Annotated in this window: 10 protein-coding genes and 1 pseudogene; 5 read left to right on the top strand and 6 right to left on the bottom strand. The window is 73.0% G+C overall.

Annotation, left to right across the window (positions count from 1 at the left end):
• Position 1: 1 nt before the first annotated feature.
• Positions 2–1,498: an MFS transporter gene (locus OG310_RS02955; protein ID WP_329454296.1), complete on the bottom strand. Its 1,497-nt coding sequence runs from the start codon at positions 1,496–1,498 to the stop codon at positions 2–4.
• A 60-nt stretch (positions 1,499–1,558) separates the two neighbouring features.
• Between OG310_RS02955 and OG310_RS02960 the strand changes: the two genes are divergently transcribed.
• Together OG310_RS02960 and OG310_RS02965 are read left to right on the top strand one after the other, a co-directional pair.
• Positions 1,559–2,038, top strand: a complete 480-nt coding sequence (locus OG310_RS02960; protein WP_329454297.1) for a winged helix-turn-helix transcriptional regulator — start codon at positions 1,559–1,561, stop codon at positions 2,036–2,038.
• A gap of 508 nt (positions 2,039–2,546) precedes the next feature.
• Positions 2,547–3,419, top strand: coding sequence for an LLM class flavin-dependent oxidoreductase (locus tag OG310_RS02965; protein WP_329454298.1), 873 nt, complete (start codon positions 2,547–2,549; stop codon positions 3,417–3,419).
• A gap of 59 nt (positions 3,420–3,478) precedes the next feature.
• Here the strand turns inward: OG310_RS02965 and OG310_RS02970 are convergent, their stop codons facing one another.
• The 4 genes and pseudogenes from OG310_RS02970 to OG310_RS02985 all read right to left on the bottom strand — a co-directional run bounded on the left by OG310_RS02970 (position 3,479) and on the right by OG310_RS02985 (position 9,186).
• Positions 3,479–4,438 carry a M48 family metalloprotease gene (locus tag OG310_RS02970; protein ID WP_329454299.1) on the bottom strand — a complete coding sequence of 320 codons (960 nt, stop codon included), beginning with the start codon at positions 4,436–4,438 and terminating at the stop codon, positions 3,479–3,481.
• 131 nt (positions 4,439–4,569) lie between these two features.
• A pseudogene (locus tag OG310_RS02975) lies at positions 4,570–4,902 on the bottom strand (BlaI/MecI/CopY family transcriptional regulator); the annotation flags it as partial.
• 730 nt (positions 4,903–5,632) lie between these two features.
• On the bottom strand, positions 5,633–6,835 hold the full coding sequence (locus tag OG310_RS02980; RefSeq protein ID WP_329460002.1) for a cyclopropane-fatty-acyl-phospholipid synthase family protein: 1,203 nt from the start codon (positions 6,833–6,835) through the stop codon (positions 5,633–5,635).
• 572 nt (positions 6,836–7,407) lie between these two features.
• Positions 7,408–9,186 carry a M4 family metallopeptidase gene (locus OG310_RS02985; RefSeq protein WP_329454300.1) on the bottom strand — a complete coding sequence of 593 codons (1,779 nt, stop codon included), beginning with the start codon at positions 9,184–9,186 and terminating at the stop codon, positions 7,408–7,410.
• A 385-nt stretch (positions 9,187–9,571) separates the two neighbouring features.
• Between OG310_RS02985 and OG310_RS02990 the strand changes: the two genes are divergently transcribed.
• Both OG310_RS02990 and OG310_RS02995 read left to right on the top strand, forming a co-directional pair.
• Entirely contained in the window at positions 9,572–10,438 is an 867-nt protein-coding gene (locus OG310_RS02990; protein WP_329454301.1) for a chitosanase, read from the top strand.
• 565 nt (positions 10,439–11,003) lie between these two features.
• On the top strand, positions 11,004–12,665 hold the full coding sequence (locus OG310_RS02995; RefSeq protein WP_329454302.1) for an ATP-binding cassette domain-containing protein: 1,662 nt from the start codon (positions 11,004–11,006) through the stop codon (positions 12,663–12,665).
• 107 nt (positions 12,666–12,772) lie between these two features.
• On the opposite strand, the gene OG310_RS03000 is transcribed toward OG310_RS02995, so the two are convergent.
• Positions 12,773–13,243, bottom strand: a complete 471-nt coding sequence (locus tag OG310_RS03000; RefSeq protein WP_329454303.1) for a hypothetical protein — start codon at positions 13,241–13,243, stop codon at positions 12,773–12,775.
• Positions 13,244–13,480: 237 nt separating this feature from the next.
• On the opposite strand from OG310_RS03000, the gene OG310_RS03005 reads away from it, so the two are divergent.
• Positions 13,481–13,666, top strand: coding sequence for an antitoxin (locus OG310_RS03005; protein ID WP_329454304.1), 186 nt, complete (start codon positions 13,481–13,483; stop codon positions 13,664–13,666).
• The last annotated feature ends 136 nt before the right edge of the window (positions 13,667–13,802 follow it).

Consider the following 13,802-nt stretch of genomic DNA (forward strand, 5'->3'; position numbering starts at 1 on the left):
CTCAGGCGACGGGCGGGGTGAGGGCCGCGTCCTGTGTGCCGCCTTCCGGTTCCGAGGTACCGGGGGCCGCGTCCACGGCCGCCGCGTCCGCACCCCCCGGTGCGGCCGGAGCGGGGGCCGTACGGGCGAGCCGCAGGCCCAGCGCGGCCGTGGCGAGCCCGAGTACGGCGGCCAGTGCCCAGGAGAGCCGGAAGTCGTCCACGGATCCCGCGCCCACCCGCGAGCCGACAAGAGTGACGAGTACGGCCACACCGACCGTGGAGGCCATCTGACGCAGGGAGTTGACGAGGGCGGAACCGGTGGCGGCGCGGGCGCCGGGCAGCGACTGGACCCCGGCCGCCACAAGCGTGCCGAGCGCGAACCCCACGCCCGCACCGGTCATGACGAGGCTGGGCAGCAGATCGCGTACGTAGTCGGGGTCCGTGGAGACCGACACCGTGCGCCACACCATCCCGCCGGCGAACAGCACACCGCCCACGGCGACCAGCGGTCCGTGCCCGAAGCGGTGCGCGGCGCGCGCCGTCAGCACGGTCACCACCGGCACCAGAACGGGTCCCGGCACGAGTGCGACACCGGTCCGCAGTGCGCTCCAGTGCCACACGTCCTGGCACCACAGCACGTTGGAAAGAAGCATGATCGCGAAGGCGATGCCGAAGACGAAGGTGCCGAGGCCCGCCGAGCCGAACCGGGGCAGCCGCAGGAGCGACAGCTCCAGCAGCGGCGAGCGGTGGCGCGAGGACCTCCACCAGAACCAGGCACCCGCGACGAGGGCGACGGCGATCAACCCGTACACCCGCGCGGACGTCCAGCCCCAGGAAGGTGCCTCCACCAGGGCGCCGGACAGCGCGGCCACGGCAGCGGTGATCAGCACGGCGCCCCACAGGTCCGGCAGCGGACCGCTCTCCCGCGCGGTGGGCCGGGGCAGCGAGGCGAGCCCCGCGAACAGCGCGGCGGCACCGATCGGCACGTTCACGATGAAGACCCAGCGCCAGTCGGCCTCCACGAGGAGTCCGCCGAGGACCGGTCCCGCGGCGGCCGCGAGGCCGCCGACGGCCGCCCAGCTCCGGGTGGCCCGCGTACGGCGCTCGACAGGCACGGTCGCCAGCAGCAGTGCGAGGGAGGTGGGCAACTGCGCCGCGGCGCCCACCGCCTGGATCACCCGCGCGACGACCAGCACCCCGAGGGTCGGTGCGAGCGCACAGCCGACCGACGCGAGGGTGAAGACCACGACACCGGCCAGGAACACGGCGCGCTGGCCCATCCGGTCACCCAGTCGTCCCGCCACGACCAGCAGCGCGGCCAGGGTGATCGCGTAGGCATTGAGGACCCATGACAGGTCTCCGAGCGACGCCGGGCGCCCGCCCTCGCCGAAGCTCGCACCCATCGCCGGCAGCGCCACGTTGACGATCCAGAGATCCAGGTTGGTCATGAAGACGGCGAGGACGATGACAACGGAAGCCGTCCTCTCGCGCTTTGAAAATCCAAGCCTTGAGGTCATGGGAGTACCGAAGCATGTCGTACTTTGAAAATCAAACCCTTGATGTGCGAGGCTGGGGCCATGACCGAGAGGATCGACGCCACGACGCTGCCGGGCCGGCCCTGCCCGCTGGCCTCCGCACTGCAGTTGGTGGGCGACCGGTGGGCACTGCTCGCCGTACGCGAAGTAGCCCTGGGCAACCACCAGTTCGGAGTCATCGCCCGGAACACGGGCGCGCCCACGGATCGGCTGGCGGCCCGCCTGAAGGACCTCGTCGTGGCCGGGGTGCTGGAGCGGCGGCCCAACCCGGACAACCCCCGCTACCAGGGCTACCACCTGACCGAGGCCGGCCGGGACCTGACCGGCGCCATGCGCGAGCTGATGGCCTGGGGCAACAAATGGGCGGTCAGCACTCCCCCGGTCCGCCTGTGGCACGGCGACCACGAGCTGCGTCCGCGCACCGTCTGCGCGACCTGCGGCGAGGAGGCACACCGCACGGACGTCCACCGGGAGAGCCTGGTCCCGGGCTGGGACGAGACGGGGCCCGTCGAGGAAGGCTGACCGCGCGAGACGGAGGAGGCCCCTCCGGCGCGCCGACCGGGCGAGGCGAGGGCGACCGACCGGTCGGACCGGGCGAGGCGAGGGCGACCGCCCGGCCGGCTGTACGTGCGGCACAGGGACGACCAGCCAGCCCGGTCGGACCGGGCGACGCGAAGGCGGCGTCCGGCGCACCGCCCGTGCGGCAAGACGACACCCGCCCAGCCCGGACGGACCGGGCGAGGCGAAGGCGACCGACCGGACGGCCATACGTACGGCACGAAGACGACCGCCCCGCCCGCCGACCGGCCCCACCGCTTCGAACCCTTCCGGAACCCCCGCGGGGCGGGCCACGACACGCAGGCGATCACCGGCGGGTGGTGATCGCCCGGCCCGAGGCCGCTTGCCGGAACTCCTACAACGGCCCGTACTCCCGGACGGGCCGCGACCTCCGCGACCACGGCTGCCGGCGGGGACCCGCCGCGGCGGCCTCCCCCTTGCCTCGCCGCGGGCCGTGACGGACGATCCCCGGGTGCGCTATTCCATCAACATCCCCAATTTCGGCGACTTCGCCGACCCGAGGACCGTGGCCTCCCTGGCCGTCGCCGCCGAAAAGGCGGGCTGGGACGCGCTGTTCGTCTGGGACCATGTCGTCCACGTCAAGCGGAACCGCCGGGTCTTCGGCGATCCCTGGATGCTGCTGACCGCGGCCGCCCTCGCGACCAGCAGGATCCGCCTCGGCACACTCGTCACGCCGGTCCCCCGCCGCCGCCCCGAGCAGCTCGCCCGCCAGGTGGCGACCCTCGACCGGCTGAGCGGCGGCCGGGTGATCTTCGGTGCGGGGCTCGGCGGGCCGATCGAGGACGAGTACGGCAGCTTCGGCGAGCCGACGGACCCCGTGGTGCTCGCCGAAAAACTGGACGAGGGGCTGGGCCTGCTCGCCGACTACTGGACCGGTGAACCGGTCACGCACCACGGGCGGCACTTCCACGCCGACGATGTGGAGCTCCTGCCCGGCACGGTCCAGCGTCCGCGCCCGCCCGTCTGGATCGCCGGCTACTGGCCGAAGCGCCGTCCGATGCGCAGGGCGGCCCGCTGGGACGGTGCGGCGCCGCTCTTCGAGTCCGCGCGGCACGGCCACACCCCGCCGGTGGACGAGGTACGGGACCTGGTCGGCTACCTACGGGCCCAGCGCCGCGAGCAGGGAGCGGACGAGGACCGTCCCTTCGAGGTGGTGGTCGGCGGGGCCAGCCCCGCCGACCCGGGGCGCGCCCGCGACCTCCTCGGTCCGCTCATGGACGCGGGAGCCACCTGGTGGGACGAGCGGCGCGTCCAGGACGATCAGGTGTACCGGCTCGATCCCGTGCTGCGCCGCGTCGAACAGGGCCCCCCGCGCATCGACTGACGCGGTGCTTCCCCCGGCCCCCGCGCCACGGGCCCGCCCGCGCCCGCTCCGGGCCCGGATCAGCGCGGCAACTGGTGGTGCGGGCCGCTCTCACCCTGGGCCACCTCGACACCGCTGTGCAGGTCGACGGCCCCCGCCAGCGTCGACGAAGAGGAGATCCCCGCGCACAGGAGCAGCAGCGCGAACGCGGCGGCCACCGGGCGGCGCGCCCCGGACACCGGCCCCTTCAGCAGCGCCGCGACGCGCTGCGGGACCGGCCCGGCCGTCGCCGACGGCAGTACGGAGGGCCTGCGCGCGGGGGCCGCGTGCGCGGCGAGCGCGGCCCGCCCGATGGCCAGGGCGGTCAGCCGCCGGTCGCCCGTGGCGCGGGCGGCGGCCTCGTCGGCCGCACGCTCGACCGCGAGCGCGACGTCCTGGCGCACGGAGCGCAGACCGGGGTGGCAGTGGGCGGACAGCTCGGCCGCGGCCAGGAAAAGGTGATGGCGGCCGGCGAGGTGCGCGCGTTCATGGGCGACGAGCGCCGCACGCTCCCGTGTTCCGAGGCAGCCCAGCATCCCCTCGGTGACCACGACCCGGCCGGGGCCCCCTGCCCGGCCCGGCAGGGCGTACGCGTCGACCCGCTCGTCGGCCACGACGCTCAGGCCCTCCGCGGTACGCGCCCGGTCCGCCTCGGCGTGCGCGGCGCCCAGCGACCGCCGCTCGCGCCGGACCGTCCGTACGGCCGTCCCGGCGCAGAGCAGCAGAGCGGCGACGGCGAGCGCGGCGACGGGCACCAGCACGTACACGGGCCCGGTGGCCATCGGATGGATCATCCTGCCGAGCCGGGCGACGACGGGAAGGCGCAGGGCACCGGTCAGGACGAGGCCCGCGAGCGCCGCCACCGTGCTCCCGCCGAGTGCGACGGTCGCGGCCGTGAGCAGCCACAGCGCCGCGTTCGGTTCGAGGCGTCCCACGAGTCGGCGCGCGAACAGCGGCGCGGCGAAGGGCAGCAGGACCGGCAGTACCAGCAACATGATCATTTCCGGCCACCCGCTTCCGCGTCGTCACGCCCGCCACCGTGGTGCGCGGGGCCTTCTTCCGCCGAGGGTCCCGGGCTGCCCGGGTTCGTCCCCGTGTCCGCGACTGTATCCGCGCCACCGGCGAAGGCTGCCTCGGCGTCCAGCAGGTCCCGCAGGATCCGCTCGTCGTCGGGCCCGAGCTGGGAGACGAAGCGGGCGAGGACCATCTCACGGTCCGCGTCCTTGTCCAGCTCACGGTGCATGCGCCGGGCCGTCAGTCCCTGCCGGTCCTGGGCCGCCGTGTACGTGTATCCGCGCCCCGCGCGCTCCCGCACCACCGCCCCCTTCTCATGAAGGCGAGCCAGTAGTGTCGCGACGGTGGTCCGCGCCAGGGCCATCGGCAGACCGTCCTGCACCCGCTTCGCGGTCAGGGGCGTCTCCGCGGCCCAGAGCACGGCGAGCACCGCGGCCTCCAGCTCGCCCATCGGCCGCCGCTCCGCACTCCCACCAGACAAGGGAACCCCCTTCACGCCACCGACTACATTGCTGTAGTCGACAGCTGCGCCGCAACTTGAGGGGATCGCGCCAGGCTCCCCGGCCGTCCATTATCGGCCAGAGCCCGCCCCCGTGGGCGGCCACCTCGCCGCCGCACCCCCCGCACGACCCGGCAGCACCGCCCGCCCGGCACCCTTCGTCGCGCCATCGCGGCCCCTCCGGCTGCCGTGGGCACTCGCGGACTCACGCTCCGACGTCCGTCCGGGGAACCCGTCGATCGGGAGAAGTCCCCGCCGCGCCGGGGTCCGCGGCACGTGGGGCACGAACTCGATGAGCGGCGGATCCCGAGCCGGGCGCCGAGGGCCGAGGCACCATCCCGGGCGCCCGAGGGGGGATCCGGTGCGCCGCGTGTCCGACCGAACCCACCCGGCCGCCCGACGCGCCGCCCGAAGCGGCACCGAACAGCCGTCGCGGACGCGGTCCCCGATCGGGCGCCCGGACAGCACACTCCGGAGGTCGGCTCGCGCAGAGCAGGCGGTGGTGAGCAGGCTGCGGTGAGCAGGCGATTCCCCGGCTGCCCCGGGACAGCCGGGCCGGTTCCGCGCGCTTGCTCGCGGCGTTACAGGTGGAGCCGGAGCCGGACCGTGGCGAGGGACCGGTGGGTCGGGTCTCCGGCGCACCGACCGGCAGGAATCCCGCGCTCCGCCCGCCGCACGCGTACTACGACATGCCCGTCGAGCGGAACCCGTCGGGTCGGCGCGCGACGATCTGGTCCACGCCCATCCGGTTCTGCTCGAACGCGAGGGCACTGCCCACGAGATACAGCCGCCACACGCGCGCCGTCTCCACCCCCGCCATCGCGGTGAACTCGGGCCAGCGCTCCTCCAGCGTCCGGTGCCACGCCTCGATGGTGCGGACGTAGTGGGTACGCAGCGCCTCGACGCCCGTGACCTCCAGACCCGCGCCCTCCAGCAGCGTCACCGTCTCGCCCAGCGGGCGCATGTGCATGTCGGGGGCGATGAACGACTCGATGAACGCGCCGCCGCCGGGGGCGTTACGGCCGCGGGACATCTGCTGGACGAGTACCCGGCCGCCCGGCCGCACCCGGTCGTGCAGGAGTCCCGCGAAGTCCGGATAGGCGTCGTCGCCGACGTGTTCGCCCATCTCGATGGTGGCGACAGCGTCGTAGGGCCCGTCCGTGATGTCCCGGTAGTCCGAAAGCCGCACTTCCACCCGGTCACCGAGACCCCGCTCCGCGACCTGGGCGCGTACGTATGCGGCCTGGCGTGCCGCCAGCGTGACGGCCGTGACGTGCGCTCCGTGGTGCTCGGCCGCGTGCAGCGTGAGGGAGCCCCAGCCGCAGCCGATGTCGAGCAGGTGCGCACCGGGGCCGAGGCCGAGCGTGCGGCAGGCCAGTTCGAGCTTGTCCTGCTGGGCCTCGGCGAGTCCGTATCCGGGCCGGTCGTCGGTCCAGTACCCGCAGGAATAGGCCATGGTCCCATCCAGGAGCAGGGCGTAGAACTCGTTGGACAGGTCGTAGTGGTGGCTGATCGCGGCGCGGTCGCGGGCCCTGCTGTGGACGGATCCGCGCAGCGCGGCCTGGCTCCTCGGGGCGCGCGGTCGCGGGCCGAGGGCGCCGAGGCGCAGCGCCGTACCGAGGGCGCGGGCGAGGTCGGCGGCGCCGGGCCGGGCGGCGCCGGTTGCCGCGAGACCTCGGCGGACGGCACGCAGCGCGTCCGCGAGGTCCCCTTCGATGTCGAGTTCGCCCGTGACGTACGCCTGGGCGAGGCCGAGTTCGTCGGGCTGCCACAGCAGCCTGCGCAGTGCGCGGCGCGAGCGCAGAACGACGGCGGGGGCGTCCGCGGGGCCCGCGCTGCTGCCGTCCCAGGCGCGCAGGCGGAGGGGCAGGGGACCGCCGCACATCTGCTCCACGACGGGCAGGAGTCGCCCCGCGACGCCGGTGGGCCCGGCCCGCCCGCCGTTCTCGGCGCCCTGTGCGAAGGGCGCGGCCTGGCGCGGGATCCGGGTGCGGGTGTTCACGAGTCGCTCGTCGCTCATCGCGGGTCGCTGCCTCCTTCGTACGGACCGGTCTCTCGGTCGTCCTTCGGAGCCGCGGCGGCCAGGGATTGGTGGCACGGGACCCGGCACGGGCGAGCCGGGCACCTCGCACCTCGCACCTCGCACCTCGCACCTCGCACCTCGGAAAAGAGACGGCAGTGACGCGGGACGTCGGAATGCGGGGACGGCGGCCCGGCACGCGCAAGGGCGAGGGCCGGCGGGCACGACACTTGTCGCGCACACCGGCCCTCCGCCACGCGGAGCCGTGCGGAGCCGCCACCGGCATGCCCCTGGGTCGCGCCAGGGACGTGCGAGTTCCCCGCCGGCACCGCCTGCGGGGAACTCGCACGAGCGTGCTGTGAGGCGGCCGTTCCCGTGGCCTTCGTACCGCCGGCCGGAGCTGTCGCACCGAGCCGGACGGACGTGGTCCGGCCGGATCAGTTGGAGGCGGTCACATTCACGGCCGCCCAGGCCTTGTTCACCGTGGCGTACTGCGTGCTGCCGGAACCGTAGAGGTCCGCGGCGGCCTGCAGGGTGGCCGTGCGGGCGCCGTGGAAGTTCGTGGTGGAGACCATGTACCGGGTCAGGGCCTGGTAGAAGATCTTGATGGCCGCGTCCCGGCCGATGCCGGTCACGGTGGAGCCGTCCACCGTCGGCGAGTTGTAGGACACACCGTTGATGGTCTTGGCTCCGCTGCCCTCCGCCAGCAGGTAGAAGGCGTGCGAGGAGACGCCGGAGCCCGCGTGCACCTCGGTCTTGGGGGCCTTCGTGGACCAGTAGTCCACCGTGCCTTCGAGCTTGTCGAGCGACGGGTGGTCGAGGCGGCGCAGGAAGCCCTGCGCGAGGCCGAGCTGTTCGCCCATGAGGTAGTTGCCGGGGTCGTTCGGGTTGGCGGTGGCGAACTCGTCGGTGCTGCCGAAGATGTCCGCGAGCGATTCGTTGAGGGAACCGGGCTCGCCGATCTGGTTGCCGGTGCTCGGGTCCACCTGCGTCTGAAGGCCCGCAGTCGCGGACACCACGCCGTGGGTGAGTTCGTGGCCCGTCACATCGAGCTGGACCAGCGGCTTGGTGAACGTCTGGCCGTCACCGTCGCCGTAGATCATGCAGTGGCACTCGTCCACCCAGGCCGCGTTGGCGTAGCCGGTGGAGTAGTGGACCACGCCGTGCGGGCCGACGCCGTCGTCGTCGGTGCCGAGCCGGTTGAAGGTCTTCTTGTAGAAGTCGAAGGTCGACGTCAGGCCGTACTGGGCGTCCACCGCGGGGGTGACGTTGTCGGACGTGGCGCCGTTGCCCCACTTGTCGTCCGTGTCGCTGAGGACGGCCGCCGAGTTGAAGGTGGTGGAGCTCAGGGCGCTGGAGTGCTTGGCGTCCCGGATCTCCGTCTTGCCGCGCGTGGTGTCGACCAGTGTGAACTTGCTCGCCGCGGTCTGCGTGGTGTTGAGCGCGACGGTGCCGGAGAACAGCGACGCGCCGGAGCCGACGGCGGGCGCGGGGAAGGTGGCGGCGGGACCGAGCTTCGGGGTCGCGGCGGCGGCGCCGCCCGTGGACGGGGTGGCACGCTCGCCGGCGGCCTTCAGCTTCGCCATGACCTGGGGCGAGATGAAGTCGTCAGCGGCCGGAGTGCTGCTGAGGACCGCGCCGGACGCCGCGTCGACGAGCACCGTACGGGCCTTCTCCAGGTTCCCCTTGGCGCCCGCGACCTGCACCTGGTAGGCGAGCTTCGAGGCGTTGCCCTCGTGGCGCACGACGAGTTTCGCGCTCTTGGCGCTGCCGCCGGCGACCTCCGCCGCGGCCTTGTCCCGTGCCTGCTGTGATGTCAGCCGCGCGGTGACGGTCGGCACGGAGACCGTGCTGGTCGCGGCGCGGGTCACACCGAGGTACTTCGACGCGGAGTCGAGGTGGACAACGATGTCGCCACCGATGACGGGCACGCCGCGGAACGTCTGCGTGAAACGCACGTGCCGCTTGCCGCTCGGGTCCACCATCACCCCGGTCGCGACCAGTGTGTTCTGGGCACCGATGCCCGTCGCGGCGGCGTGGGCGGTCGCCGCCGACCGTGCGGCCGCCACGACGGCGGAGGCCGCGGGGACGGTGGTGCCGGCACGGGTGATGCCGCTCTGAGCCGGCGCCGCGAAGGCGGTTCCGGCGAGGGACGCCGAGGCCGCGGTCGCTATGGCAACTGCCGCTGCCAGCTTCGATATGAGCGGTGCGCGCATGGAAGGTCCTTCCTTGGGGGCATCCTTGGGGGGTGACGGCGCCCTAGGCACGAGACGCCGTTGGATCTTGGCAGGAGCATGACATGTCTCCATGTCCATGCCAATCATGAAAATGCAAAACAACGTTTCTCCTGCCACCACCAGCGCTTTCCTCGCGGGAAGTTGACGAACTCGACGCGCCACCAGGTCCGTTCCGGCCGGATCAATGCGGCCACGCCCCTCGCCGCACTCCCGTCGCCCCTCTCCCCGCAGAACGGGGGCCGCCCGCCCGGACGCGCTGCCAAGCGCCCCAACTTCCTTGCACCGGACGGCTATACGGCACCCCGAAGCATCTGGTAGGAAAGCTTCCTAACAGACGCAGCCCCCACCCCCCAATGGAGGCAGGATGCACTCCCGTAAGAGCTCTCTCCGCCTTGTTCCCGCCGCCCTGCTCGGCATGGCGCTGGCCGCCGTACCGGCCGTGGCCGGCGCCCAGACCGTCGCCGCACCCGGCACGAGCGTCTCCGCCCACCCGGCGTCCGCCCTCTCCCCCGCCGCGGCGGCCGGACTGGACGACCCGGCGAAGAAGGAGATCGCGATGAAGCTCGTCTCCAGCGCGGAGAACTCCTCGCTGGACTGGAAGGCCCAGTACAAGTACATCGAGGACATCGGTGACGGTCGCGGCTACACGGCCGGCATCATCGGATTCTGCTCCGGTACCGGCGACATGCTGGACCTGGTGCAGCTCTACACCGACCGCGAACCGGGCAATCCGCTCGCCACGTTCCTGCCCGCGCTCAAGAAGGTGAACGGCACCGACTCCCACACCGGACTCGGCTCCGCGTTCACCTCGGCCTGGCAGAAGGCCGCGTCCGACACGGTCTTCCAGACCGCGCAGAACGACGAGCGGGACCGGGTGTACTTCGACCCGTCCGTGAGCCAGGCCAAGACCGACGGGCTCGGCACACTCGGACAGTTCATCTACTACGACGCGATCGTGATGCACGGTCCCGGCAGTGACAGCACGAGCTTCGGCGGGATACGCAAGCGCGCACTGTCGAACGCCAAGCCGCCGTCCCAGGGCGGCAACGAGACGACCTACCTCAACGCGTTCCTGGACGCCCGCGTCTGGGCCATGAAGCAGGAGGAGGCCCACTCGGACACCACCCGGGTCGACACGGAACAGCGCGTGTTCCTCCAGAAGGGCAACCTGAACCTCGACCCGCCGCTCGACTGGAAGGTGTACGGCGACAGCTACCACATCAGCAGCTGACCCGGCCGTACGGTCAGGGCGGGGCGGGGCGTGCGATCGGCCCGGAGCGTGCCACGGGAACGGACGAGGCACCGCCCGTACGGACCGGCCGCTCACGGTACGGGCGGGGCGGAACGCACGTCCCGCCCGTGAACGCCTCCCCGCCCCGGCCCGCCGCTTCTCCCACGGGTATCCCCGCCGTGTCCCACCCCCCTGCGGCGAGGACACCCGTGCGTGTGCCCGGCGGACGACGGATCACATCCGCGGACACACGACGGACGCCGATCCGACTGCTTTGCCTTCCGTCGCCGAGGGCGTTACCTTTCAGATGTCCTTGTTGTCTCCGATAGAGGTGGACGTTGCGCATCTGAGGTTCGCGACCATCACGCGGTACGGCATCGCCGTACGCATGTCACGCAGAGCAGGCACCTCCGCCGCCCGTGGCATCAGCGTGGACTGCGACCTCGGTGCACGGGCCGTCCGCTCTTCGACGACAGCCTTCGCCCCTCCTTCTCCCGGCCCGGTCGCCGTGTGGTGCTCGCCCATGCAGCCCCCGACCCCACCGCGCTCCAGACTGCGAGAAGCCATGCCCGACCCCGGCGCACCCGGCGCCTTTGTGACCTGTTCCGCCCTGTCGTTCCAGTGGCCGGACGGCACCACCGTCTTCGACGGGCTCTCCCTCACCGTCCCCCGCGGCCGCACCGGCCTCGCCGGCGGCAACGGCAGCGGAAAGTCCACCCTGCTGCACCTTCTGACCGGTCGACTGCGGCCCACTCAGGGGTCGGTGGCCGTCGGTGGGCATCTCGCCCACCTGCCGCAGAACATCACACTCGGCACCACGCTCCGCGTCGATGAGGCCCTCGGCATCGCGCAGCGGCGCGCCGCGCTGTCCGCGATCGAGGCCGGGGACGCGAGCGAGGAGAACTTCGAGACGATCGGCGACGACTGGGACGTCGAGGAGCGCGCCCACGCCACACTGGGCTCGCTCGGTCTCGGCGGCCTCGCGCTCGACCGCACCGTCGGGGAGATGTCGGGCGGGGAGACCGTCCTGCTCCGGCTCGCGGCCCTGCTGCTGGAACGCCCGGACGTGCTGCTGCTGGACGAACCCACCAACAACCTGGACCTGTTCGCCCGCCGCAGGCTCTACGACGCCGTCGACTCCTGGCGTTCGGGAATCCTCCTCGTCGTCTCGCACGACCGCGAACTGCTGGAGCGGGTGGACCGCATCGCCGAACTCCGTTCCGGGGAGGTGCGTTGGTACGGCGGCGGCTGGTCCGCGTACGAGGAGACACTCGGCGTGCAGCAGGAGGCCGCCGGGCGGACTCTGCGCGCCGCCGAGGCCGATGTACGGCGGCAGAAGCGTGAGTTGGAGGAGACCAGGATCAAGGTGGCCCGGCGCCAACGGCAGAGCAAGAAACTGGACGCCCAGCGGCGGGCGCCCCGGATCGTCGCGGGCGCCCGCAAGCGGTCCGCGCAGGAGTCCGGCGACAAACTGCGCGGTCTCCACGAGGACCGGCTGGACGAGGCGCGCGAACGGCGTGAGGCGGCGGCGGACGCGATCCGCGAGGACGCCGAGATCCGGGTGGAGCTCCCGCACACCGCGGTGCCCGCTGGCCGCACGGTGTTCACCCTGGACGCGCTGCGCCCCCGGCACGGCCGGCTCCGCGAGGGCACTCTCACCGTGCGCGGCCCCGAGCGCGTCGCCCTCGTCGGCCGCAACGGCGCGGGCAAGACCACGCTGCTGCGCACCCTGGCGGGGGAGCTCGCCCCGCTCTCCGGCGAGGCCAGGACGCAGGTGCCGCTCCGGTTCCTGCCCCAGCGCCTTGACGTCCTGGACGACGGGCTGAGCGTCGCCGCGAACGTGGCACGCTCCGCGCCCGGCGTGCCCGACAACGAGATCAGGTCGCAGTTGGCGCGGTTCCTCTTCAAGGGGGCCCGTGCCGAGCAGCCGGCCGGGACGCTGTCGGGCGGGGAGCGCTTCCGCGCCGCGCTCGCGGCCACGATGCTCGCGGCGCCCGCCCCCCAGCTCCTGATGCTGGACGAGCCGACGAACAACCTCGACGTGGCGAGCGTCCGGCAGCTGACGAGCGCGCTCGACGCGTATCGGGGCGCCCTCCTGATCGCCGGTCACGACCTCGCGTTCCTGCGGACGCTGGGCATCACACGGTGGCTGCTGCTCGGGGAGGAGCTGGAGGAGACCACCGAGGACGAGGTGGACGAGCTGCTCGCGGCCCCCGAAGCCCCCTGACGGCCCGTCCGGCGCGGATCGGGAGCGTGCGCCGGGCATGGCCGGGGGAGCCCGCCTTCGGTCGGCGCCGGCGCACCCGGGCGTGCGCCCCCGGAGTACCCGAGGGATCAGGCGCGGGTGGCGAACCCCGCCCGCGCCGCCCGGCCGCTGACCGCGACGAGAGCTCCGGCCAGCAGGACCCCGCAGACCCCCTGGTCGATCTTCATCCAGACCGGGAATGCTCCGGGCAGAGCGATGATCACCAGGATGGCGACGATCATCACGGCCGAGATGACCCGCAGCCTCCGATACGCCCTCCGATCGCCGCGCGCGGCCCGCAGCGCGCAGAGGAAGGTCACCAGCGCGCTGACGACCACGATGGCCGCCCGGATCCACACGGCCTCGTTCACGGCGGCGACGTCGTGACGCAGCAACGCGACCGCCACGAGGGTGGCCGCGCTGACCGCGAGGTAGCAACCGGTCAGCAGCTTCGCGGTGCGGAATGCCGCGATGCCGCTCTCGCGGCTTCCACGATCCTGGGCGCGGGAGGTGGGGCGCGGCCCCCCGGCGTCACTCCGTGCCGTGCTCCGGGCGTTCATGACGGTCCCTCTCTCCTCGTGTCCGCTTCCGTCCCATCGTCGGACCGGCGCCCCGTCGCGACGTCGGCCGCGTGGACGAGACCGCCCGGCGCCGGTGTCGGGGACCGCTCGGGGCTGCCCCGTAAGGGGACCGTCCGAGACCCCGGAGGAAAACCGCCGTACCTCGTTTACGAACGCGAAGGCCGGTCAGGCGGTGGGGAGCAAGGCAGCACACACCACCACCTTCGGGAGGTACGTATGAGCAAGCTGGGCGACATGGCGGACAAGGCCAAGAAGATGGCGAAGGGTCACCCGGACCAGACCGACAAGGCGGTGGAACGCGGCGAACGGATGGTCGACGAGCGCACCGGCAACCGCTACGACTCCCAGACGGACCGGGCCGCCGACTCGGTGCGCCGCACCTACCGCGACGGCGATCACTGATACGAGTGGTCCCTGTGCGGCGGAGGTCCGGCCTCCGCCGCCGGGGCCGCCGGCGCGTGGCGGGAACCTCGGGAGCGGCCTTCCCCTTCCCGCCGTGTCCCTGCGGGCCGCGGAGCCGGAACGTACGACCGACAAG

It is taken from the genome of Streptomyces sp. NBC_01497 (genome assembly GCF_036250695.1).
In the GTDB taxonomy this organism is placed as follows: domain Bacteria; phylum Actinomycetota; class Actinomycetes; order Streptomycetales; family Streptomycetaceae; genus Streptomyces.

Bases quoted from the DNA above. Each gene is read 5' to 3' on its own strand.
- OG310_RS02980 (WP_329460002.1), bottom strand. From the start codon at position 6,835: ATGTGCGGCGGTCCCCTGCCCCTCCGCCTGCGCGCCTGGGACGGCAGC.
- OG310_RS02960 (WP_329454297.1), top strand. From the start codon at position 1,559: ATGACCGAGAGGATCGACGCCACGACGCTGCCGGGCCGGCCCTGCCCG.
- OG310_RS02970 (WP_329454299.1), bottom strand. From the start codon at position 4,438: ATGATCATGTTGCTGGTACTGCCGGTCCTGCTGCCCTTCGCCGCGCCG.
- OG310_RS02995 (WP_329454302.1), top strand. From the start codon at position 11,004: ATGCCCGACCCCGGCGCACCCGGCGCCTTTGTGACCTGTTCCGCCCTG.
- OG310_RS02990 (WP_329454301.1), top strand. From the start codon at position 9,572: ATGCACTCCCGTAAGAGCTCTCTCCGCCTTGTTCCCGCCGCCCTGCTC.
- OG310_RS03000 (WP_329454303.1), bottom strand. From the start codon at position 13,243: ATGAACGCCCGGAGCACGGCACGGAGTGACGCCGGGGGGCCGCGCCCC.
- OG310_RS03005 (WP_329454304.1), top strand. From the start codon at position 13,481: ATGAGCAAGCTGGGCGACATGGCGGACAAGGCCAAGAAGATGGCGAAG.
- OG310_RS02955 (WP_329454296.1), bottom strand. From the start codon at position 1,498: ATGACCTCAAGGCTTGGATTTTCAAAGCGCGAGAGGACGGCTTCCGTT.
- OG310_RS02985 (WP_329454300.1), bottom strand. From the start codon at position 9,186: ATGCGCGCACCGCTCATATCGAAGCTGGCAGCGGCAGTTGCCATAGCG.